Origin of the sequence: Streptomyces sp. NPDC058985 (assembly GCF_042740985.1) — a bacterium.
In the GTDB taxonomy this organism is placed as follows: Bacteria; Actinomycetota; Actinomycetes; order Streptomycetales; family Streptomycetaceae; genus Streptomyces.
The window spans coordinates 1-20655 of record NZ_JBHYJX010000062.1; the positions used below are offsets into that span (position 1 = coordinate 1).

Sequence of the window (20655 nt, forward strand, 5' to 3'; positions counted from 1 at the left end):
GCTCGCCGAGGGCGCGCACGTGGTCGTCACCGAGGTGCGCATGGACGTCGTGCGGGCCCTCACCGAGCGGCACCCCTCGGTGGTCGCCGTCGCCGACACCGAGGCGCTGATCCGGGTGGAGAACCTCGACATCTACGCGCCCTGCGCGCTCGGGGGTGCGCTCGACGACGACTCCGTGCCGGTGCTGACCGCCCGGGTGGTGTGCGGCGCCGCCAACAACCAGCTCGCCCACCCCGGAGTGGAGAAGGACCTCGCCGACCGCGGGATCCTCTACGCGCCGGACTACGTGGTGAACGCCGGCGGTGTCATCCAGGTCGCCGACGAGCTGCACGGCTTCGACTTCGACCGGTGCAAGGAGAAGGCCGCGAAGATCTTCGACACCACGCTGGCCATATTCGCACGTGCGAATGAGGACGGTATTCCGCCGGCCGCCGCGGCCGACCGGATCGCCGAGCAGCGGATGGCGGAGGCGCGCCCGCGGGGGTGATCCCGCGGCGGTCCTCCGGTGATCGGGCAGGGCCCTCGCAGGTTTGACCGGTACCCGTCGGGGGGAGTTGGAGAGAACTCTCACTTATCCCGGCGGGTCGACCGTCGAAAGGTGGTTAAAATCGCCATTGACCAGCGAGGACGGGGCGCCTCGAAGGTCCTGGGGATGGCCACGTGCTGCGGGCGACGTACCGTATGGGCGTGGGCTCAGGTACCGTGGAAGCCCTACGGACCGGTCTCTCCACGGAGAGCCCGTTCCGGACCATGAACGCGTGTCAAGACTCTGGGGCCGTCGAGCCCCGTCGTTGAGGGGGTCGAGCCATGGGGCGCGGCCGGGCCAAGGCCAAGCAGACGAAGGTCGCCCGCCAGCTGAAGTACAACAGCGGTGGGACTGATCTCTCCCGCCTGGCCGAGGAGCTGGGCGCATCGCCGTCGAATTCGCAACCGCCGAATGGCGAGCAATTCGAGGACGATGAGCAAGACGATGACGTGTACGCCAAGTACGCCGACCTCTATGAGGACGACGACGAGGACGAGGACGGCCAGTCCCCGAGCCAACAGCGACGCGGCGCTTGACCTTGTACTGAGCACCTTCCCGGTCGGTGATGTATGTCACCGACCGGGTTCTGTGCTGCCCGCGGGATCTCAGCCGGCGTAGTCGCCCACCAGTGCCGCGCCCGTCTCGTGGTCCGCGCGGTCGGTGATCTCGCCGGCCACCCAGGCGTCCACGCCGCGGTCGGCCAGGGTCGTCAGGGCCACGTCCGTCGATTCCTCGGGCACGATCGCGATCATGCCCACGCCCATGTTCAGGGTCTTCTCCAGCTCCAGGCGCTCGACCCGGCCGGTGCGGCCGACGAGGTCGAAGATCGCGCCCGGGGTCCAGGTGGAGCGGTCGACGACGGCGTGCAGTCCGTCGGGGATCACCCGGGCCAGGTTGGCCGCGAGGCCGCCGCCGGTGACGTGGCTGAAGGCGTGGACCTCGGTGGTGCGCAGGAGGGCCAGGCAGTCCAGCGAGTAGATCTTGGTCGGCTCCAGCAGCTCCTCACCGAGGGTGCGGCCCAGACCGTCCAGGTGGGCGTCGAGCGCCAGGCCGCCCTCGTTCAGCAGGACGTGCCGGACGAGCGAGTACCCGTTCGAGTGAAGCCCGGAGGACGCCATGGCGATCACCGCGTCACCCGAACGGATGCGATCGGCGCCGAGTACCCGGTCGGCCTCCACGACGCCCGTACCGGCGCCGGCGACGTCGAAGTCGTCCTCGCCGAGCAGGCCGGGGTGCTCGGCCGTCTCACCGCCGACGAGGGCGCAGCCGGCCAGGACGCAGCCCTCGGCGATGCCCTTGACGATCGCGGCGACGCGCTCGGGGTGGACCTTGCCGACGCAGATGTAGTCGGTCATGAAGAGCGGCTCGGCGCCGCACACCACGATGTCGTCCATGACCATGGCGACCAGGTCGTGGCCGATGCTGTCGTAGACGCCCAGCTGCCGGGCGATGTCGACCTTGGTGCCGACGCCGTCGGTGGCGGAGGCGAGCAGCGGCCGCTCGTAGTTCTTGAGGGCGGAGGCGTCGAAGAGGCCGGCGAAGCCGCCGATGCCGCCGAGGACCTCGGGGCGGCGGGTCTTCTTCACCCATTCCTTCATGAGCTCGACTGCGCGGTCGCCCGCCTCGATGTCGACACCTGCTGTTTTGTAGGACGCCGCTGCGTAGCCGGCACCAGTTGTGTCAGGCATGACGATAGAACCTTCGTGTCGTACGGCAGGTATTGCGGACGGACGGCTACGGGCGACGGATGGCGTCGGCGGCGGCCGTACCGGCGGGCCCGGCGGCCAGCTCGGTCTCCAGGAGCTGCTTGCCGAGCAGCTCGGGGTCGGGCAGCTCCATCGGGTACTCGCCGTCGAAGCAGGCACGGCACAGGTTCGGCTTGGCGATGGTGGTCGCCTCGATCATGCCGTCGATGGAGATGTAGGCGAGGGAGTCGGCGCCCATGGAGGTGCCGATCTCCTCGACGCTCATGCCGTTGGCGATGAGCTCGGCGCGGGTGGCGAAGTCGATGCCGAAGAAGCAGGGCCACTTCACCGGCGGGGACGAGATCCGGATGTGGACCTCGGCGGCGCCGGCCTCGCGGAGCATGCGGACCAGGGCCCGCTGGGTGTTGCCGCGGACGATGGAGTCGTCCACGACGACCAGCCGCTTGCCCTTGATGACTTCCTTCAGAGGGTTCAGCTTCAGGCGGATGCCCAGCTGGCGGATGGTCTGCGAGGGCTGGATGAAGGTGCGGCCGACGTAGGCGTTCTTGACCAGGCCGTTACCGAAGGGGATGCCGGAGGCCTCGGCGTACCCGATGGCGGCGGGCGTGCCGGACTCCGGGGTCGCTATGACCAGGTCGGCCTCGGCGGGGGCCTCCTTCGCCAGCTTGCGGCCCATCTCGACGCGCGAGAGGTAGACGTTGCGGCCGGCGATGTCGGTGTCCGGGCGGGCCAGGTACACGTATTCGAAGACGCAGCCCTTGGGCTTCGCTTCCGCGAATCGTGAAGTGCGCAGGCCGTTCTCGTCGATGGCGACGAACTCGCCCGGCTCGATCTCCCGGACGAAGCTGGCGCCGCAGATGTCGAGGGCGGCGGACTCGGAGGCCACCACCCAGCCGCGCTCCAGCCGCCCGAGGACCAGCGGGCGGATGCCCTGCGGGTCACGGGCGGCGTAGAGGGTGTGCTCGTCCATGAAGACGAGGGAGAAGGCGCCGCGCACCTGGGGCAGCACCTTGCCGGCCGCCTCCTCGATGGTCAGCGGCTTGCCGTCGTCGTCCACCTGGCCCGCGAGCAGCGCCGTCACCAGGTCGGTGTCGTTGGTCGCCGCGACCCGGGTGGAGCGGCCGTCCTGCTTGGGCAGGTCGGCGACCATCTCGGCAAGCTGGGCGGTGTTGACGAGGTTGCCGTTGTGCCCGAGCGCGATGGAGCCCTGCGCGGTGGCACGGAAGGTCGGCTGGGCGTTCTCCCACACGGAGGCACCGGTGGTCGAGTAGCGGGCGTGACCGACCGCGATGTGACCCTGGAGCGAACCGAGTGAGGTCTCGTCGAAGACCTGGGAGACCAGGCCCATGTCCTTGAAGACGAGGATCTGGGAACCGTTGCTTACCGCGATACCCGCGGATTCCTGGCCCCGATGCTGGAGGGCGTAGAGCCCGAAGTAGGAGAGCTTTGCGACCTCTTCGCCAGGAGCCCAGACACCGAAGACGCCGCATGCGTCCTGGGGGCCCTTCTCGCCTGGAAGCAGATCGTGATTGAGTCGACCGTCACCACGTGGCACGCCACCGAGTGTAGGCGAGATCGACCACTGGTCCGAATTCGGGATTTCGGCTCACCAGCGGATCACCGATCGGCCACGGCTCGCACGGTCGTCCCGTCTTCGCTGGTCAGGGTGAGGGTTTCCTGATCGATCCGGTAATCGACCGGACCCTTGAGGAAGCTCAGCATCCGCTTCTCGGCGTCCATGAGTGAGCCTTCGCACATCATTCGGGTCGTGGAAGGGGCGCCGACGGTGATACGCCCGTCGCTGACGGTGGCCTCGGCGTTGACGCGGTTGCAGGGGAGGCGGCCGGAGACGGTCTTGGCCTCCGGGTCGAAGGTGAGGCGGGCGCGGTCCTGCTGGGCCGGGCTGGTCACGGTCCACTCCGTGCCGTACAGGGACGCGTCCTTGGCCCGGCTGAGCTCGACGGTGTCACCCCCGGAGGTGGTGAACGTCAGGCCGTCGCCCTCGCTCTCGGTGGTGAGGGGGCCGGCGGTGAGGGCGCGGCCGAGGGACTTCTCGAACTCGACGGGCGTCTGGTCGCAGGCCTTCTCGGTGAACATCGCGTCACTGAGCCGGACGCGTTCGCCCTTGACGTCGGCGCGCGCGCTGAAGGTGTTGCAGCCGGTGCTGCCCTCCGCCTGGCCGGCGTCGTCGATCCGGACCCGTGCCTCGTCCGGTGCCTTGTGGGTGGTGCCGTCGACGGTGACGCTGTCGATGCTCCACTGCACGCCGGTGATGGACTTTCCGGCGCCTACGGAGGCGCTGCCGTCGTCCGCCTTCTCGCTGCCGCAGGCCGCGGCGAGCGGGACGAGCGCGGCGACGGCCGCCACGGTCAGGGTCTTCCTTCGCTGCTGCTTCTGCCTGTACATGGCGATTCGACGGAGGACTGGAGGATCCGGTTCCCCTCCCTCTCCGCTCACTCTCGCTACCTCTCGCTCCCTCTCGCTCCCTCTCCTCGCGGCCGTCGCCCGGTCAGCCGAGCAGGGGCAGCAGCGCACCCAGGTCGGCCCGCTCCCCGCTCGCGCTCAGCTTCGCCTCGGCCACCGCGTCCTCCCAGGTCAGCCGCCCGGTGGCCAGCCGGACCCAGGTCAGCGGATCGGTCTCGACGACGTTGGGCGGGGTGCCCCGGGTGTGCCGGGGGCCCTCGACGCACTGGACGACGGCGTACGGCGGGATCCGCACCTCGGTCGAGGCGCCGGGCGCCTTCACGGCGAGCGCGTCGGCGAGCAGCCGGGTGGCGGCGGCCAGGGCCTGCCGGTCGAGAGGGATGTCGAGGCCGGGTACGGCGGCGGTGAGGTCGTCGGTGTGCACGACGAGTTCGACGGTGCGGGTGACGACGTAGTCGGCGAGCGGCAGCGCGCCCCCGCTGGTGGGGAGCAGCCGGCTGCCCGGGTGGGTGTCGAGGCGCTCGGTGAAGCGCCGCTCGGCGTCGGCGAGATGGGCGTCGAGGCCGGGGTGGTCGGCGGCCAGCCGCCGGGCGGTGCCGGCGATGGCGTCCGCGTCGGCGTCGATCGCGAACGGCCAGTCGAGCAGCCGCCCGTCCTGCCGCGCGGGCTCGGGCTCGCCGAGCAGCCGGTCCACGGCGGTCAGCGCCGTCCCGACATGCGCGACCAGTTCCCGCACGGTCCAGTCGCCGAGCCGGGTCGGCAACGCGAGCTGCTCGGCGGTGAGGCCACGGACGGCCGCCCGCACGTTCCCGAACTGAGCGAGGACGGCGCCACGGGTGCGGGCGGGGTCGTAGGCGCGGGGGCGTCGTCTGGCGGGCGGCATGGGGGCGAGCTTATGCGGATGCGCCGGTCGGTGAGGGGGTCTCGAAGACCTCGCCGTTGCGCGGGACGCCGATGTCGTGCCAGGTGAAGGGGATGCCCCGGGCGGTGTCCGGGTCGGGGCCGTCCATCAGCTGGAAGTGGACGTGGGGCTCGGTGGAGTTGCCGGAGTTGCCGCAGCGGCCGAGGACCTGCCCGGCGGTGACCCGGTCGCCCTCGCGGACGGCCAGGGAGCCGCGCTGGACGTGGGCGTACAGGGCGTGGATGCCGTCGCCGAGATCGATGACGACGTGGTTGCCGACGATGCGGCGGACGCCGGCGAGTTCGCGGACCGAGCCCTCCAGGATCATCAGGTACAGCAGCCCCGGCAGCGAGTTGCGGCTCAGGTGGTCGCGCTGGGTGTCGGAGACCCGGACGACGGTGCCGTCGGCCACCGCGAGCAGCGGGGCGCCGAACGCCGGGAAGTCGCGGTTGCGGCGGGCGATCGGCCACAGCACGCGGAAGCCGGGGCGGGCGCCGGGCTTCGGCTCGGCGACGAGGTCGATGGCGAAGGTCTGCCCGTAGGCGTGGATGCCGTGGCTCGGGGTGCGGTCGGCCGGGCTGTTCAGCGCGGACCAGCGGCCGGTCACGGGCGGGCCGACCTCGACGGGCTCGTGGGCGGTGCCGGGGGCGTCCGGGGCGCCGCCCCAGCGGTTGACCACGGTGATCAGGGCGTACGCCAGGGCCAGCGGCAGGAAGTTCCACCACCAGCCGTGGTCCAGGTCGAACAGCACGCTGGCGGCCACCGCGCACAGGAAGGCCACTTGCAGCAGCCGGAAGACGAGCATGGCGAGCTTGCGGACGGACATCGTTCCCCCTGGTCTTCGTGATGGTCCCGGTCAGCGCCGGGCCGTCGACAGCGCCACCAGCAGCGGTACGACCCGCCCCGGCGGCACCTCGTGGCGGCCCCGGCCGGTGGCGTGCAGCCAGCCGGCGCCGGTGAGCTGGCGCAGGTGGTGGTAGATCTGGCCGGTCGTGCCCACGCCGTCCAGCTCGGCCAGTTCGGCCGCGGTGCGCCGGCCGCCGAGGATCTCGCGCAGCAGCCGCAGCCGTACCGGATGACCGAGCGCGGCGAACACCTCGGCGGAGTCGGCCCAGTCGCCCTCCATCAGGCCGTCGGCCGGGGTGCCGTACTGCCAGTCGTACTGCTCCCCGGTCGGGAGGCGGACGGAGCCGGTGAACAGGACGCCGCCGGCTTCCGCCCCCAACTCGGTGAGCTGCTCCTTCAGGCCTTCCAGGGCCCAGAGGTCGCCCTCACCCGGGCGGGGAGCAGGTCGGCCCCCGGCTTCCTCCAGTACCGCCAGCCGCCGTTCGAGGTCGGCGACGCGTTGTTCCAGTTGCTTCACCTCTTTGAGATTACGTAAGTACGTAATCTCGCGCAAGTGTCACTCGTACGTGCGTCTGAGGGCGAAATCCGTCCCGGAGCGCCGCCGCCGCCGAAACACTGGTCCGCGCCTGGAAGGAGGTGCAACATGACGGTTGTGGCCGAGCACACGTCTCAGATGTCGGTGGACGAGTTCGAAACGATCGCTTCCGCCGCTCCCGAGACCGTCACGTTGGAGTTCATTGACGGACGGATCGGGGTCAAGCCTGTGACCGACGGGGACCACAACAGCATCGTGTCCTGGCTGGCCAAACGCTGTATGCAAGCGCGGCCCGATCTGGACCTGTATCAGACGCAGGGGCTGCGGGTTGACGCATACCGGCAGAGCAGGGCGCGGCCGGACGCCGTGCTCGCGCCCGAGGCCCACTTCGCGGGCCACGGCGAGTGGGCCGACCCGGACGGTGCCCTCATGGTCGTCGAGGTCACGACGTACGACTCGGACACGGACCGGCGCGACCGGCACGAGAAGCCTGCCGCCTACGGACAGGCGGGGATCCCGGTCTACCTCTTGATCGACCGGGACACCTGCACGGTCACGGTGCACAGTCGCCCGGACCGGCGGGTCGGCGGCTATCGCGACATCCGCCTCACGGATTTCGGCGAGGCGTTGGTCCTCCCCGACCCCGTCGGCATCACACTCGACACGGAGATCCTCAAGAACTACGTGCGCTGAGACGACGAGGCCCCGCCCGGAACCGACCGGACGGGGCCTCGCGCGCTCAGGGACCGGCGACTACGCCAGCAACCCCGGGATCGTCCCCTCGTGGGCCTCGCGCAGGTCGGTCAGGGAGAGGGAGAACTCGCCCTGGACCTCCACCGCGTCGCCGTCGACGACACCGATGCGGGTGACGGGCAGGCCGCGCGCGCCGCACATGTCGTTGAAACGGACCTCCTCCGAACGCGGGACGGCGACGACCGCGCGGCCCGCCGACTCCGAGAACAGGAAGGTGAAGGCGTCGAGCCCGTCCGGTACGACCAGACGCGCGCCCCTGTCGCCCAGCAGCGCCGACTCGACGACCGCCTGCACCAGACCGCCGTCGGACAGGTCGTGCGCGGAGTCGATCATGCCGTCGCGGGAGGCGGAGATCAGGATCTCGCCGAGCAGCCGCTCGCGCTCCAGGTCGACCTTCGGGGGCAGGCCGCCGAGGTGGTCGTGGACCACCTGGGACCAGGCCGAGCCGCCGAACTCCTCACGGGTGTCGCCGAGGAGGTACAGCAGCTGGCCGTCCTCCTGGAAGGCGACCGGCGTGCGCCGCGCCACGTCGTCGATGACGCCGAGGACCGCCACGACCGGGGTCGGGTGGATGGCCGCCTCGCCCGTCTGGTTGTAGAGCGAGACGTTGCCGCCGGTCACCGGGGTGCCGAGCTGGAGGCAGCCGTCGGCCAGGCCGCGCACGGCCTCCGCGAACTGCCACATGACCGCCGGGTCCTCCGGCGAGCCGAAGTTCAGGCAGTCGGAGACCGCGAGCGGCTTGGCACCGGTCGTCGCGACGTTGCGGTACGCCTCCGCGAGGGCCAGCTGCGCGCCCGTGTACGGGTCGAGCTTGGCGAAGCGGCCGTTGCCGTCGGTGGCGATGGCGACGCCGAGGCCGGACTCCTCGTCCACGCGGATCATGCCCGAGTCCTCGGGCTGGGCGAGGACGGTGTTGCCCTGCACGAAGTGGTCGTACTGCTGGGTGATCCACTGCTTGGAGGCCTGGTTCGGCGAGCCGACCAGCTTCAGGACCTGGTCCTTCAGCTCGTCGGACGACTGCGGCCGGGGCAGCTTGTTCGCGTCGTCGGCCTGGAGGGCGTCCTGCCACTCGGGGCGGGCATAGGGGCGCTCGTAGACCGGTCCGTCGTGGGCGACGGTGCGCGGGTCGACGTCGACGATCTTGCCGCCGTGCCAGTAGATCTCCAGCCGGTCGCCGTCCGTGACCTCACCGATGACGGTGGCGATGACGTCCCACTTCTCGCAGATCTCCAGGAAGCGGTCGACCTTCTCCGGTTCGACGACCGCGCACATGCGTTCCTGCGACTCGCTCATGAGGATTTCCTCGGGAGAGAGGGTCGAGTCGCGCAGGGGTACGTCGTCCAGCGTCACGCGCATGCCGCCGGAGCCGTTGGACGCCAGCTCGCTGGTCGCGCAGGACAGGCCGGCCGCGCCGAGGTCCTGGATGCCGACGACCAGTTTCTCCTGGAACGCCTCCAGGGTGCACTCGATGAGGAGCTTCTCCTGGAAGGGGTCTCCGACCTGGACCGCCGGGCGCTTGGACGGCTTGGCGTCGTCGAAGGTCTCGGAGGCGAGGATCGACGCGCCGCCGATGCCGTCGCCGCCGGTGCGGGCGCCGTACAGGATGACCTTGTTGCCCGCGCCGGACGCCTTGGCGAGGTGGATGTCCTCGTGCCGCATGACGCCGATGGCACCGGCGTTGACCAGCGGGTTGCCCTGGTAGCAGGCGTCGAAGACGACCTCGCCGCCGATGTTGGGCAGGCCCAGGCAGTTGCCGTAGCCGCCGATGCCGGCGACGACGCCGGGCAGCACGCGCTTGGTGTCGGGGTGGTCCGCGGCGCCGAAACGGAGCGGGTCCACGACGGCGACGGGACGCGCGCCCATCGCGATGATGTCGCGCACGATGCCGCCGACGCCGGTCGCGGCGCCCTGGTAGGGCTCGACGTAGGAGGGGTGGTTGTGCGACTCGACCTTGAAGGTGACCGCGTAGCCCTGGCCGACGTCGACGACACCGGCGTTCTCGCCGATGCCGACGAGCATCGCGTCGGACTGGGGGGCCTTCTCGCCGAACTGGCGCAGGTGGACCTTGCTGCTCTTGTACGAGCAGTGCTCGGACCACATGACGGAGTACATGGCGAGTTCCGCGCCGGTCGGGCGGCGGCCGAGGATCTCCACCACCCGCTCGTACTCGTCCTTCTTCAGGCCCAGCTCGGCCCAGGGCAGCTCGACGTCGGGGGTCGCGGTCGCGTGCTCGACCGTGTCCAGAGTTCTGGGGGCAGCCCGAAGGGCTTCCGTTGAGGGCGGCGGTGGGAGACGGGAGGGCGTCCGGCTCATGCGTTGACCAGCTTCTTGAGGATCGAGGTGAAGAACGGGAGGCCGTCGGTGCGGCCGGTGCCGATCAGCGGCTCGACGGCGTGCTCGGGGTGCGGCATGAGGCCGACGACGTTGCCCGCGGCGTTGGTGATGCCGGCGATGTCGTTGAGCGAGCCGTTGGGGTTCATGCCCAGGTAGCGGAAGGCCACCCGGCCCTCCGACTCCAGCTCGTCCAGCGTCCGCCGGTCGGCGACGTACCGCCCGTCCATGTTCTTCAGCGGGATGTGGATCTCCTGGCCGGCGGTGTAGTCGCTGGTCCAGGCCGTGCCCGCGTTCTCCACCCGCAGCTTCTGGTCGCGGCAGATGAAGTGCAGGTGGTCGTTGCCCAGCATGGCGCCCGGCAGCAGGTGGGCCTCCGTGAGGATCTGGAAGCCGTTGCAGATGCCCAGCACCGGGAGACCGGCCTTCGCCTGGTCGATGACCGTGTCCATCACCGGCGAGAAGCGCGAGATGGCGCCGGCGCGCAGATAATCGCCGTACGAGAAACCACCGCAGAGCACCACGGCGTCGACCTGCTTGAGGTCCTTGTCCTTGTGCCAGAGGGCGACGGGTTCGGCGCCGGCCACACGGATCGCGCGCTGCGTGTCCCTGTCGTCCAGACTGCCGGGGAAAGTGACGACGCCAATACGAGCGGTCACTTCACGGCCCCCGCGACTGCGTCTTCCGACTCGACGCGGACGGTGAAGTCCTCGATCACGGTGTTGGCGAGGAAGGATTCCGCAAGATCATGGATGCGGGCGAGGGCGGCGTCGTCGACGGGCCCGTCCACTTCCAGTTCGAATCGCTTTCCCTGGCGGACGTCCGAGATCCCTTCGAAACCCAGCCGCGGCAGTGCGCGCTGCACCGCCTGGCCCTGGGGGTCGAGGATCTCCGGCTTGAGCATGACGTCGACTACGACGCGTGCCACTGGCACTCCCGGTGTGTGGTGCTGAGCAGGTCCCTTCAGACTACCCGTACAAAATTTCTACGCGCGTAGCCTTGGAGGAAACTACGTGAGCCCGATCACGATTCGGCATCGGCGCGAGTCCTCCGCGAAAAGCTTCGGGAAAGATCCCGGATCGCCTGCGGACTCCTATTGCGCGACGGACACGCCAAGAGATTTAGTCGGTCTTCCCATTGCAATGCCGGGCACTGTACAAATGAAATGTCATTAGCCGATACTTTGCCCAATTACAGGCGAACAGTCGGCATCATCGCGGCGTCCTGGCACGTCATCGCGGAGATGCCGCACGAAGGGACCGATATTCGTGGCGCAGCGTGTCGTGGTCACTCTCTTTGACGACATCGACGGCTCGGAAGCGGCGGAGACGATCGCCTTCGGTGTGGACGGCCGGATGTACGAGATCGACCTGAACGAAACCAATGCCCGGAAACTGCGCAAGGCCCTGGAGCCGTACGTGTCGGCCGGCCGCAAGCGGTCGAGATCCGGCAAGGCGTACCGGCAGACGGAGGTCGCCCCGGACCCGGCGGCGGTGCGCGCCTGGGCCCAGGCCAACAAGATGGACGTGCCCGCGCGGGGCCGGATCCCGAAGAAGGTCTACGAGGCGTTCGCCGCGGCCCGGTGAGCCCGGCGACGGCCGACGGCCGCTCAGCCGCCCCTCGCGGCAACCGACTTGCGCGGCACCCCGGGTGATCAGCTAAAGTCTGGAGCACGCCGAGGGGCGAGGCCGAAGGGCCGGGCCCACGGAACATGCGGGTGTAGTTCAGTAGTAGAACATCCCCCTTCCAGGGGGAAGGCGCAGTGTGCAATTCCTGTCACCCGCTCTGCACAGCCGTACCGATGACCCGATGGGATCAGGTAGGCTGGTGCTCGCACCGATCGGTGAAGGCCGGTCGGCGGCAATGCGGACGTAGCTCAGTTGGTAGAGCGCAACCTTGCCAAGGTTGAGGTCGCGAGTTCGAGCCTCGTCGTCCGCTCGGGAATCAGACCCCGGTCCTCCAGGACCGGGGTCTTTTCGTGCGCCCGGCGACGCCCCTCGACCCCACCCTGACATTTGTCATGTCCGGTGATGACGGCCCGCACTGTTACGCGGCCCGGATGCCCGGAAGGCTTGAGGCATGCAAACCAACGGACACGAACACGTGATTGAGGTCACCGACCTGCGGCGGGTGTACGGGGGCGGGTTCGAGGCCGTGCGCGGTATCGACTTCTCCGTGCGCCGCGGCGAGGTCTTCGCGCTGCTGGGCACCAACGGCGCCGGCAAGACCTCCACGGTCGAACTGCTGGAAGGGCTCGCCGCCCCGGCCGGCGGCCGGGTGCGCGTCCTCGGGCACGACCCCTACACCGAGCGCGCCGCCGTACGCCCCCGCACCGGGGTCATGCTCCAGGAGGGCGGCTTCCCCTCCGAACTGACCGTCGCCGAGACGGCCCGCATGTGGGCCGGGTGCGTGAGCGGCGCCCGTCCGCCGGCCGAGGTCCTGGGGCTGGTCGGACTGGAGTCGAAGACCGACACCCGTGTGAAGCAGCTCTCCGGGGGCCAGCGGCGCCGGCTCGACCTGGCACTCGCGCTGCTCGGCGACCCCGAGGTGCTCTTCCTCGACGAGCCCAGCACCGGACTGGACGCCGAAGGCCGCCGGGACACCTGGGAGTTGGTGAGCGCGCTGCGCGACCAGGGCACGACCGTACTGCTGACCACGCACTACCTCGAAGAGGCCGAGAACCTCGCCGACCGGCTCGCGATCATGCACGAGGGCCGGATCGCCGCCACCGGCACCCCGGCCGAGGTGACCGCCGCACAGCCGTCCCGGATCTCCTTCGAACTGCCCGCGGGCTACTTCGTCGGCGACCTGCCGCCGCTCGACGGCATGGGGATCAGCGGCCACGAGGTCGAGGGCCGGATGGTGAGGCTGCGCACCCGCGAACTCCAGCGCGCCGCCACCGGCCTGCTGGTGTGGGCCGGCCAGGCCGGAGTGGAGCTGCGCCGCCTGGACGTCCGCTCGGCCTCCCTGGAAGAGGCCTTCCTGAGCATCGCCAAAGAGGTGTCCACGCGGAGCGCCGACGGGGCGTCCGGCGGAACCGCTCCGGAGACGACGAAGGAGTACGCGACATGAGCGCCACCAGCACCCGGGCCGCGGCACCCGCCGTGAACACCCCCGTCAGCACGCCGAGGACGCGCATGACCGCCCTCGCCCGCGCCGAACTCACCCTGCTCGGACGGAACAAGGGCACCCTCTTCGCCGCCCTGTTCGTGCCGCTGGTGCTGCCGCTCAGCGTGAAGTCGGCGGCCAAGGAGATGGACCTCGCCGGGGCCGGACTGACCACCGGCACGCTGGTCCTGCCCGCCGCGATCGGCTTCTCCCTGCTGTTCGCCGTCTACTCGGCGCTCGTCGGCGTCTTCGTCGTCCGCCGCGAGGAACTCGTCCTCAAGCGGCTGCGCACCGGCGAACTGCGCGACGTGGAGATCCTCGCCGGATCCGCGACGCCCGCCCTGCTCAGCGGGCTCGTGCAGTCCCTGCTGCTCGCCGTGGGCTGCGCCGTGCTGCTCGACCTGTCCGCGCCGTCCGCGGTCCATCTCTCCGTCCTCGGGCTGCTGCTCGGTCTCGTGCTGTGCGCCGCGCTCGCCGCCGTCACCGCGAGCTTCACCAGGACCGGGGAGAGCGCGCAGGTCACGCCGCTGCCCTTCATGTTCGTCTCGATGCTCGGCTCCGGCATGTTCGTGCCGCTGGAGCTGCTCCCCGACCGCCTGGCCGCCGTCTGCGAACTGCTGCCGATGACGCCGGTGATCACCCTGGTGCGCGGCGGCTGGACCGGCAACCTGTCGGGCGGCGAGGCGCTGGGCGCCGTGGTGACGGCGGTGGCCTGGACCGCGGTCGCGGTGTTTGCTGTACGACGGTGGTTCCGCTGGGAGCCACGGCACTGACGTACGGGACGGGCCAGACGTACGGGACGAGCGGGAGCGGCGGGCGGATGCGCAGGCCAGGCGGATGGTGGCGGCGGAAGAACACGCCGGAGAAGGTGGAGACGTACACACGGTGGTCGTTCCACTTCTTCGGGGTGTGCGAGATCGGCGGCATCGGCCTGTCGACCTACGGCCAGGTGGGGCCGGGGCTCGCGACCGTGCTCTCCCTGATGGTCGTCGTGCACGCCGCGGTGTGCATGGCGACCGCTTCACGGGCCCTGGACTGGACGCTCGGCCGCCGCCCGTGGCCGGCACGGCGGCTGTGGACTCTCGGCGCGGTCACCGCCCTCCTCGCGATCGCCGCGATGGCTCTGGTGGAGCACGGGCCCCGGGGCTCGGAGGCCGACTCGGCGGCCCTCGGTGTCTTCGTGGGAGTGCAGGGCTTCGGCGTCGGCGTGCTGGCCCTCGGTGTGCACGACCGGCGGCGGCGCGTCATGGGGCTGGTCGTCGGCTTCTCGGCCGGCGCGGGGCTCGTCGCCTTCGCGCTGGGGCTGTCCTGGCTCGCCGCGCTGATCACGGCGTGCGCCCTGGTGGTGGGCGGGGCGTTCCTCGCCTTCACCGCGGTGTTCTCCGTCTGGCTGCTCAAGGCGGTCTACGCGCTCGACGAGGCCAGGGAGACCCGGGCCCGGCTCGCGGTGGCCGAGGAACGGCTGCGGTTCGGCCGGGATCTGCACGACGTGATGGGGAGGAACCTGGCGGTGATCGCGCTCAAGAGCGAACTGGCCGTCCAGTTGTCCCGGCGGGGGCGGCCGGAGGCGGTGGAGCAGATGATCGAGGCGCAGCGCATCGCGCAGGAGTCGCAGCGCGAGGTCCGGGACGTCGTACGCGGCTACCGGGAGGTCGACCTGGAGGTCGAGCTGGCCGGTGCCCGGGGCGTGCTCTCGGCAGCCGGCATCGTGGCGGAGGTCACCGGCGAGACGTCCGGGCTGCCCGCCGAGGTGCAGTCGGCGCTGGGCTGGGTGGTGCGGGAGGCGACCACGAACGTGCTGCGGCACGGGGACGCCAAGAGGGTGGCCGTGGCGGTGCGGAAGTCGGAGGGGCGGGTAGTGCTGACGGTGGAGAACGACGGGGTGCTGGACGGGACCGGTCCCTCGGCGGACGCGGACGCGCCCGCCGGGGCCGGCGGTTCGGGGCTGGCCGGGCTGCGGGAGCGGCTGTCCGTGGTGGACGGGACGCTGGAGGCGGGGACCGTGCGCAAGGGCGTGTTCCGGGTGACGGCCGAGGTGCCGCTGCCACCGCACACCCCTGCCACGCGGGAGGTGGCTCCGTGACGGCCACCCCGGTGCGTGTGCTGCTCGCCGACGACGAACACCTCATCCGCGGCGCCCTGGCCGCCCTGCTCTCCCTGGAGGACGACCTCGTCGTGGTCGCCGAGGCGGCCACCGGTCCCGAGGCCCTGGCGATGGCGCGGGCCCATGCGCCGGACGTCGCCGTACTGGATCTGCAGATGCCCGGCGCCGACGGTGTGAAGGTCGCCACATCGCTGCGGGCCGAGCTGCCCGCCTGCAAGGTCCTGATCGTGACCAGCCACGGCCGGCCCGGACACCTGAAACGGGCGCTCGCGGCGGGGGTGCGCGGGTTCGTGCCCAAGACGACCAGCGCCCAGCGGCTCGCCGAGCTGATCCGCACGGTGCACGCCGGAAACCGTTACGTCGACCCGGAGTTGGCCGCCGACGCGATCTCCGCCGGGGACTCGCCGCTGACCGCGCGCGAGGCGGAGGTCCTGGAGCACGCCGCCGACGGGGCGTCGGTCGCGGAGATCGCGGAGCGCGCCGCGCTGGCCGAGGGGACCGTACGGAACTACCTGTCGTCGGCCGTGGGCAAGCTCGGGGCGGAGAACCGGCACGCGGCGGTGCGGCTCGCACGGGAGCGGGGTTGGGTATAGTGGCTGACGCGCCACGGCGAACACCACGGCGCACAGTGCGAACGTAGCTCAGTTGGTAGAGCGCAACCTTGCCAAGGTTGAGGTCGCGAGTTCGAACCTCGTCGTTCGCTCCATACAAGAAGCCCCCGGCTCCGGCCGGGGGCTTCTTCGTGTCCGCGGGGCCGCGGCCGCTACGACCAGCTCAGACCGGTCAGCAGTTCGTACGCCTCGATGTACTTGGCGCGGGTGGCGTCCACGACCTGCTGCGGCAGCGGCGGCGGGGGCTGCTCGCTCCCGCGGTCCCAGCCGGACTCCGCCGAGGTCAGCCAGTCCCGCACGAACTGCTTGTCGTACGACGGCTGCGCGCGGCCCGGCTGCCACTGGTCGGCCGGCCAGAACCGGGACGAGTCCGGGGTGAGGACCTCGTCGGCGAGGACCAGGTCGTCGCCGTCGAAGCCGAACTCGAACTTGGTGTCCGCAAGGACGATGCCGCGCTCGCGGGCGATGTCACGGGCGCGGGAGTAGACGGCGAGGGTGGCCTGGCGCAGGGCGGCGGCGGTGTCCGCGCCGACCTGGCGGGCGACTTCCTCGTAGGAGACGTTCTCGTCGTGCTCGCCGACCTCGGCCTTGGTGGCCGGGGTGAAGATCGGGGCGGGCAGCTCCGAGCCGTCGACGAGGCCCTCGGGGAGGGCGAGGCCGCAGACGGTGCGCGTCTGGTCGTACTCCGCGAGCCCGGAGCCGGTGAGGTAGCCGCGGGCCACGCACTCCACGGGGACCATCCGCAGCGACTTGCAGACCAGGGCGCGGCCCTCCCAGTCGGCGGGGGCGCCGGGGGGCAGCTCGGTGCTCAGGACGTGGTTGGGGGCCAGGTCGGCGAGCTGGTCGAACCACCACAGGGAGAGCTGGGTGAGGACCCGGCCCTTGTCGGGGATCTCGGTCGGCAGCACCCAGTCGTAGGCGGAGATGCGGTCGCTGGCGACCATCACGAGGTCGCCCGCCTCGTTCCGGTACAGCTCGCGCACCTTGCCGGTGTGCAGGTGCACCAGACCCGGAACCTGGAGCGGCTCGGGCTTTTCAACGAATCCGGACACGGTTCCTCCCCGTGGTTCTGTCCAAGTACGTCGATTGTCCCGTACGTCGCGGGGAGGGCGACCGGCGGGGCGGTGCCCGTGGGTGCGGATCAGTCACGTTTGCAGATGCGGTCCAGGAGGTTGGCGGTGGCGCGCTGGACCCTCGGGTCGACGTGGCCGGGGCGGTCCAGGGCCGGGGACCACGCGAACGTCCCGGACGCGAAGACCCAGGCGCCCGACGGGGCCCGGTACAGCGAGGTCTCCTGGTGGCGCCGGGCGCCGTGCGCGTCGGTGTACGGGGAGTGGGCGAGCAGGACCCGCTCGTCGTGCGCGGGGAGCGCGGTGCGCGGGAAGTAGCGGTCGGCCTCGCCCGCCACCAGGTCCTCGATCGGGTCGCCCTCGTGGGCGCCGGTGGCCTCCCAGAGCCAGTGCCCCGCGTTGCGGACGATCATCGGGTGCGGTTCGGGGACGCGGCCGGCGTACTGGATGCCGAGCAGCTGCTGCTCGGGGCGGTCGATCTCCCGCCACAGCGCCGGCCGGCCCGGGCCCCGGCGCTTGCGGCAGGTCAGCAGGCGGTCGGGGGCGCCGGACGGCGACGGGGCCAGCTCCACCTGCCAGTACAGGGTGTTGGCGGAGAGGAAGACCAGCGACGTGCCGCGCTCGCGGGCGCGTTCCGTGGTGCGGCGCATGGCGGCGGACCAGTACTCGTCGTGGCCGGGGAAGACCAGGCCCCGGTAGCGGGCCGGGTCGATCCGGCCGGAGTGCAGGTCGCGGGCGTCGGCGTAGGCGAGGTCGTAGCCGTAGCGCTCGGCGAAGCGGATGAAGTCGTAGGCGTGGCCGACGTGCAGCGGCAGCCCCGCGCCCGCGTACGGCCGGTCGAAGGAGACGGTCGTGGCGGCGTCCGCCTCGCCGAGCAGCCGGCCCTCCTCGTCCCAGGCGTGGTAGAGGCTGGCGCCGGTGCGGCCGTCCTCCGGGTACAGGTTGTACGCCTGCCAGGTGATGTCCGGTAGCAGGAGCAGCAGGTCGGCCGGGTGGCTGTCGCGGACCGTGAAGGGGACGTGGGAGCGGTGGCCGTCGGCGGTGGTGAGGACGGCGACGTACGCGCCGATGCTCCAGTACGACGGGATCTGGAGCCGCCAGGACAGCCACCAGTGGTGGCACGAGACCGTGCGGTCGGCGGTGAGCGGCGGGGGCTGGACCATGCCGGACAGGCGGGGGCTGGTGGTGATCTTGGCGGCGCCGTCACCGCCGTAGTGGCCGATCCGGTAGACGTCGACACTGAACTCCTGCGGCGGGTCGACGGTGACGTGGAAGTCGATGGCCTCGCCGGGGGCGGCGGCGCCGGTGGCGGTGAAGCCCTTGATCTGGCGGCGGACGTCGTCGGCGGCGCGCGGGCCGCCGCGCTGGGCGGGGACGGTGTCCTGGTCCGCGTACCAGGCGACGACCTGGCCGGTGTCGCCGAAGTACGTCTCGCCGCCGCGCAGCCACGGAAGGGGCCCCTGCCCGAAGGGGTCCGTCACGGCGTGCGCGAGTGCTCCCGACTCCCAGCGGCGGATCTGCTCGGACCCCATGGGACCGCCCCCTCCCTCGTGCCCCCGTGGTCATGCGTATGACGAACGCCCTTGCCATGTGCTCGATCCGGTCCCAGCACATCACATGTCGCACGCGTGCGGTCACGGTTCGTTGCGAAGCGGCCGAAAGTGGAATCGGGGGGTCCGATTCGGCGGGACGGTCCCGTCCGGGCGCGTCAGACCAGGCGCACCGGCTTCTCCGGGCGTATGCCCAGGTCGGTCATCCAGGCGCGCAGGGGGCCCGGGTCGCCGGACTCGACCAGGCTGAGCACGCTGGGGGCCAGGTCGGCGGCGCGGGCTCCGTCGAACAGGAGCGACGGCCCGTCCAGCCAGTCGAGGCCCGGGGCCGCGCCGGCGGTGTCCATCGCCGCACAGCACACCATCGCGGTGATGTGCGCGGTGAGGATCTCGCGGCCGGTGCGCGGGGGCTGCAGGGGGAAGAGGGGGAGCGCGCGGTCGTCCCAGAGGGCGGCGTCGGGTCCGACGGCGGCCGAGGGGGTGCTGGCGGCTCCGGTGCCGGATGCGGCTCCGGCTCCGGGGGGCTGGGCGGCGGCCTCCTCGCGGGCCAGCTGGGCACTGAGTCCGGCGGCGAGGGCGGCTCCGCGCGTGGTGGTGCCCGCCAGATCGTCGTCGTCCTCGGGGTGTGCGGGGCCGGTGGCCACCGGGTGCGGGTCGGTTTCCGGGCCGACCCCGGCGGCCGGGGCGGCCGGGGTCGTCGGGGTGGTCGGGGCGGTCGGGGCGGTCGGGGCGGTCGCCGTGAAGGGTGCGTCGCCGTCGCCGGTGGGCCAGGGGTCGTCGGCGGGCGTCGCGGTGTCCGTCGTGAGGTGGTCCAGGACGCGGGCCAGGGTCGGGCCCTCGGTGCCCGGTGCCGCGCCCTCGGCGGCGCGGCGGACGCCCAGGGTGTCCAGGACGCGGTGGAGGCGGGCCGCGTCGGTGCGCCAGGTGCGGTCCACGACCTCCTCGGGATACTCGTCCCAGTCCACCGGCGACCAGTCCGGGCCGGTCTCGGGCCCGCCGTGGAAGAGGCGCGCGGTGAGCAGCGAGACCGCCTCGTCCATCGCGCCGGGCTCCTCCAGCAGGTCGCAGGCGGGGCGCTCCCCCAGGCGCGAGGCGAAGCCCTCGGCCAGCCGGTCGCGGCGGGACAGCTCGGTGAGGGCGGCGACGACGCCCACGTCCAGCCGGGAGGGCCAGCGGCCCATCCGCCAGGCGGGCAGCGCCACCCGGGTCAGCAGCCGGTCCCAGCCCGCGTAGGCGAGCCCGACCTGCTCCTGGGCGACGATCCGCAGACCGTAGTCCACAGCCTGTGCACGCTCGGCCGCCGCCGACGCGACGCCGCGCTCCATCTCGGCCGCGTGCACCCGGCAACCGCGCAGCAGCAGCCGGGACACCCGGCCCAGGCCCGCGCACACCACCCGGGACAGCGGGTCGCGCCGGTCCGCCGAGGCCACGGCCACCGCGGCGTCCAGGCCGCGTATGAAACGGCGGGCGGCGGCTATGTCGGGATGCGCCGAAGGCCCCGTGCCGGCGACGACCGGGGCGAGGACCGCGCGCAGCTCACCCACGCGCATCCACCACAGGAAGGGCGAGCCGATGACAAGGACGGGCGCGGTGGCGCCGTGAGGGCGGGCGGGGCCGCCCGGGACGGCCGGGGCGTCGCGCTCCGCCGACCGGGCGGGCGGTCCGTGGGCCGGGTGGGTACGGTCCTCCAGCCAGCTGTCGCAGTCCGGCGTGAGCGCTATCGCGGAGGGGGCGGGCACGTCGAGCCGGTCGGCCAGGTCGCGCACCATCCGGTAGAGGTCCGGCGCCGACTCCTCGGCGATGGTGACGGTGGGGGTGACGGCGGGCCGGGAGCGGGCCACGACGAGGGCCACTCCGGCCGCGGCCACCAGCACGAGCACCGCGAGGACGGACACGGCCCAGCGGGCGGCGTCCCAGCCCGCGCCCACCAGGCGCCCGGTGGAGCCGCCCACGAGCAGGATCACGGCGAGGGCAGCGGGCAGCAGGGCGACGGCCAGCGCACGGCTGCGGACGCGCAGCACGGCCAACGCCCGGGCACGCGCGGCCCGCGCGCCCATCTCCTCACCACCGGTACCGGTCACGGCCGGACCTCACCCCCTCATCGACGTCCTGTCTGTCCTGGCTCGTCCACTGCTCGTCTGCTGGTGCTCACTCCCCCACTGTGGCACCCGCCACTGACATCGCAATGTC

At 71.7% G+C, this 20655-nt stretch carries 20 protein-coding genes and 3 tRNA genes; 11 read left to right on the forward strand and 12 right to left on the reverse strand.

Annotated elements, in window-relative coordinates:
- The coding region (locus ACFW01_RS34755; RefSeq protein ID WP_384510373.1) for a Glu/Leu/Phe/Val dehydrogenase family protein at positions 1–487 on the forward strand (487 nt) is incomplete at its 5' end.
- A gap of 320 nt (positions 488–807) precedes the next feature.
- Positions 808–1062: a DUF3073 domain-containing protein gene (locus tag ACFW01_RS34760; RefSeq protein WP_003974884.1), complete on the forward strand. Its 255-nt coding sequence runs from the start codon at positions 808–810 to the stop codon at positions 1060–1062.
- Between the two features lie 69 nt (positions 1063–1131).
- Here the strand turns inward: ACFW01_RS34760 and purM are convergent, their stop codons facing one another.
- From purM to ACFW01_RS34790, 6 genes are all read right to left on the reverse strand, one after another.
- On the reverse strand, positions 1132–2214 hold the full coding sequence (gene purM, locus ACFW01_RS34765) for a phosphoribosylformylglycinamidine cyclo-ligase (RefSeq protein ID WP_234956238.1): 1083 nt from the start codon (positions 2212–2214) through the stop codon (positions 1132–1134).
- Between the two features lie 46 nt (positions 2215–2260).
- Positions 2261–3787 (reverse strand): amidophosphoribosyltransferase, encoded by a 1527-nt coding sequence (purF, locus tag ACFW01_RS34770; RefSeq protein WP_122616963.1) that lies wholly within the window; start codon positions 3785–3787, stop codon positions 2261–2263.
- A 62-nt stretch (positions 3788–3849) separates the two neighbouring features.
- Positions 3850–4638, reverse strand: a complete 789-nt coding sequence (locus ACFW01_RS34775; protein ID WP_234956240.1) for an META domain-containing protein — start codon at positions 4636–4638, stop codon at positions 3850–3852.
- Positions 4639–4741: 103 nt separating this feature from the next.
- The gene (locus ACFW01_RS34780) at positions 4742–5539 is read right to left on the reverse strand and encodes a maleylpyruvate isomerase family mycothiol-dependent enzyme (RefSeq protein WP_234956242.1); all 798 of its coding nucleotides are present in this window, start codon (positions 5537–5539) and stop codon (positions 4742–4744) included.
- Positions 5540–5549: 10 nt separating this feature from the next.
- Entirely contained in the window at positions 5550–6383 is an 834-nt protein-coding gene (locus ACFW01_RS34785) for a M23 family metallopeptidase (RefSeq protein WP_234956244.1), read from the reverse strand.
- Between the two features lie 30 nt (positions 6384–6413).
- Complete coding sequence (locus ACFW01_RS34790) at positions 6414–6920, reverse strand: winged helix-turn-helix domain-containing protein (protein WP_234956246.1); 507 nt, start codon at positions 6918–6920, stop codon at positions 6414–6416.
- A 126-nt stretch (positions 6921–7046) separates the two neighbouring features.
- Here ACFW01_RS34790 and ACFW01_RS34795 point away from each other — a divergent pair, with 126 nt between their 5' ends.
- Positions 7047–7631: a Uma2 family endonuclease gene (locus ACFW01_RS34795; protein ID WP_234956248.1), complete on the forward strand. Its 585-nt coding sequence runs from the start codon at positions 7047–7049 to the stop codon at positions 7629–7631.
- A 60-nt stretch (positions 7632–7691) separates the two neighbouring features.
- Here the strand turns inward: ACFW01_RS34795 and purL are convergent, their stop codons facing one another.
- The 3 genes from purL to purS are packed head-to-tail and all read right to left on the reverse strand — an operon-like array spanning position 7692 to position 10950.
- Positions 7692–10004 carry a phosphoribosylformylglycinamidine synthase subunit PurL gene (gene purL / locus ACFW01_RS34800; RefSeq protein WP_234956250.1) on the reverse strand — a complete coding sequence of 771 codons (2313 nt, stop codon included), beginning with the start codon at positions 10002–10004 and terminating at the stop codon, positions 7692–7694.
- The gene (gene purQ, locus ACFW01_RS34805) at positions 10001–10681 is read right to left on the reverse strand and encodes a phosphoribosylformylglycinamidine synthase subunit PurQ (protein WP_234956252.1); all 681 of its coding nucleotides are present in this window, start codon (positions 10679–10681) and stop codon (positions 10001–10003) included. Before purQ ends, purL begins: the two co-directional genes overlap by 4 nt.
- Positions 10678–10950, reverse strand: a complete 273-nt coding sequence (gene purS / locus ACFW01_RS34810) for a phosphoribosylformylglycinamidine synthase subunit PurS (protein ID WP_234956253.1) — start codon at positions 10948–10950, stop codon at positions 10678–10680. The genes purQ and purS overlap by 4 nt, the downstream gene beginning before the upstream one ends.
- Positions 10951–11290: 340 nt before the next feature.
- Here purS and ACFW01_RS34815 point away from each other — a divergent pair, with 340 nt between their 5' ends.
- From ACFW01_RS34815 to ACFW01_RS34850, 8 genes are all read left to right on the forward strand, one after another.
- Positions 11291–11608, forward strand: coding sequence for an Lsr2 family protein (locus ACFW01_RS34815; protein ID WP_064728688.1), 318 nt, complete (start codon positions 11291–11293; stop codon positions 11606–11608).
- 127 nt (positions 11609–11735) lie between these two features.
- A tRNA-Gly gene (locus ACFW01_RS34820) sits at positions 11736–11807 on the forward strand.
- 80 nt (positions 11808–11887) lie between these two features.
- Positions 11888–11960, forward strand: a tRNA-Gly gene (locus ACFW01_RS34825).
- 141 nt (positions 11961–12101) lie between these two features.
- Complete coding sequence (locus ACFW01_RS34830; protein ID WP_234956254.1) at positions 12102–13094, forward strand: ABC transporter ATP-binding protein; 993 nt, start codon at positions 12102–12104, stop codon at positions 13092–13094.
- A complete protein-coding gene (locus tag ACFW01_RS34835) occupies positions 13091–13903 on the forward strand; it encodes an ABC transporter permease (RefSeq protein WP_384510383.1) in 813 nt (270 codons plus the stop codon). Before ACFW01_RS34830 ends, ACFW01_RS34835 begins: the two co-directional genes overlap by 4 nt.
- A 47-nt stretch (positions 13904–13950) precedes the next feature.
- Entirely contained in the window at positions 13951–15213 is a 1263-nt protein-coding gene (locus ACFW01_RS34840) for a histidine kinase (RefSeq protein ID WP_234956647.1), read from the forward strand.
- An 11-nt stretch (positions 15214–15224) separates the two neighbouring features.
- The gene (locus ACFW01_RS34845) at positions 15225–15827 is read left to right on the forward strand and encodes a response regulator transcription factor (RefSeq protein ID WP_234956648.1); all 603 of its coding nucleotides are present in this window, start codon (positions 15225–15227) and stop codon (positions 15825–15827) included.
- Positions 15828–15864: 37 nt separating this feature from the next.
- Positions 15865–15940: transfer RNA gene (locus ACFW01_RS34850), tRNA-Gly, on the forward strand.
- A 57-nt stretch (positions 15941–15997) separates the two neighbouring features.
- On the opposite strand, the gene ACFW01_RS34855 is transcribed toward ACFW01_RS34850, so the two are convergent.
- The 3 genes from ACFW01_RS34855 to ACFW01_RS34865 form a co-directional block, all read right to left on the reverse strand.
- The gene (locus ACFW01_RS34855; RefSeq protein ID WP_234956256.1) at positions 15998–16897 is read right to left on the reverse strand and encodes a phosphoribosylaminoimidazolesuccinocarboxamide synthase; all 900 of its coding nucleotides are present in this window, start codon (positions 16895–16897) and stop codon (positions 15998–16000) included.
- An 89-nt stretch (positions 16898–16986) separates the two neighbouring features.
- A complete protein-coding gene (locus tag ACFW01_RS34860) occupies positions 16987–18447 on the reverse strand; it encodes a N,N-dimethylformamidase beta subunit family domain-containing protein (RefSeq protein ID WP_234956257.1) in 1461 nt (486 codons plus the stop codon).
- A 176-nt stretch (positions 18448–18623) separates the two neighbouring features.
- The gene (locus tag ACFW01_RS34865) at positions 18624–20546 is read right to left on the reverse strand and encodes a hypothetical protein (RefSeq protein ID WP_234956258.1); all 1923 of its coding nucleotides are present in this window, start codon (positions 20544–20546) and stop codon (positions 18624–18626) included.
- Positions 20547–20655 lie beyond the last annotated feature (109 nt).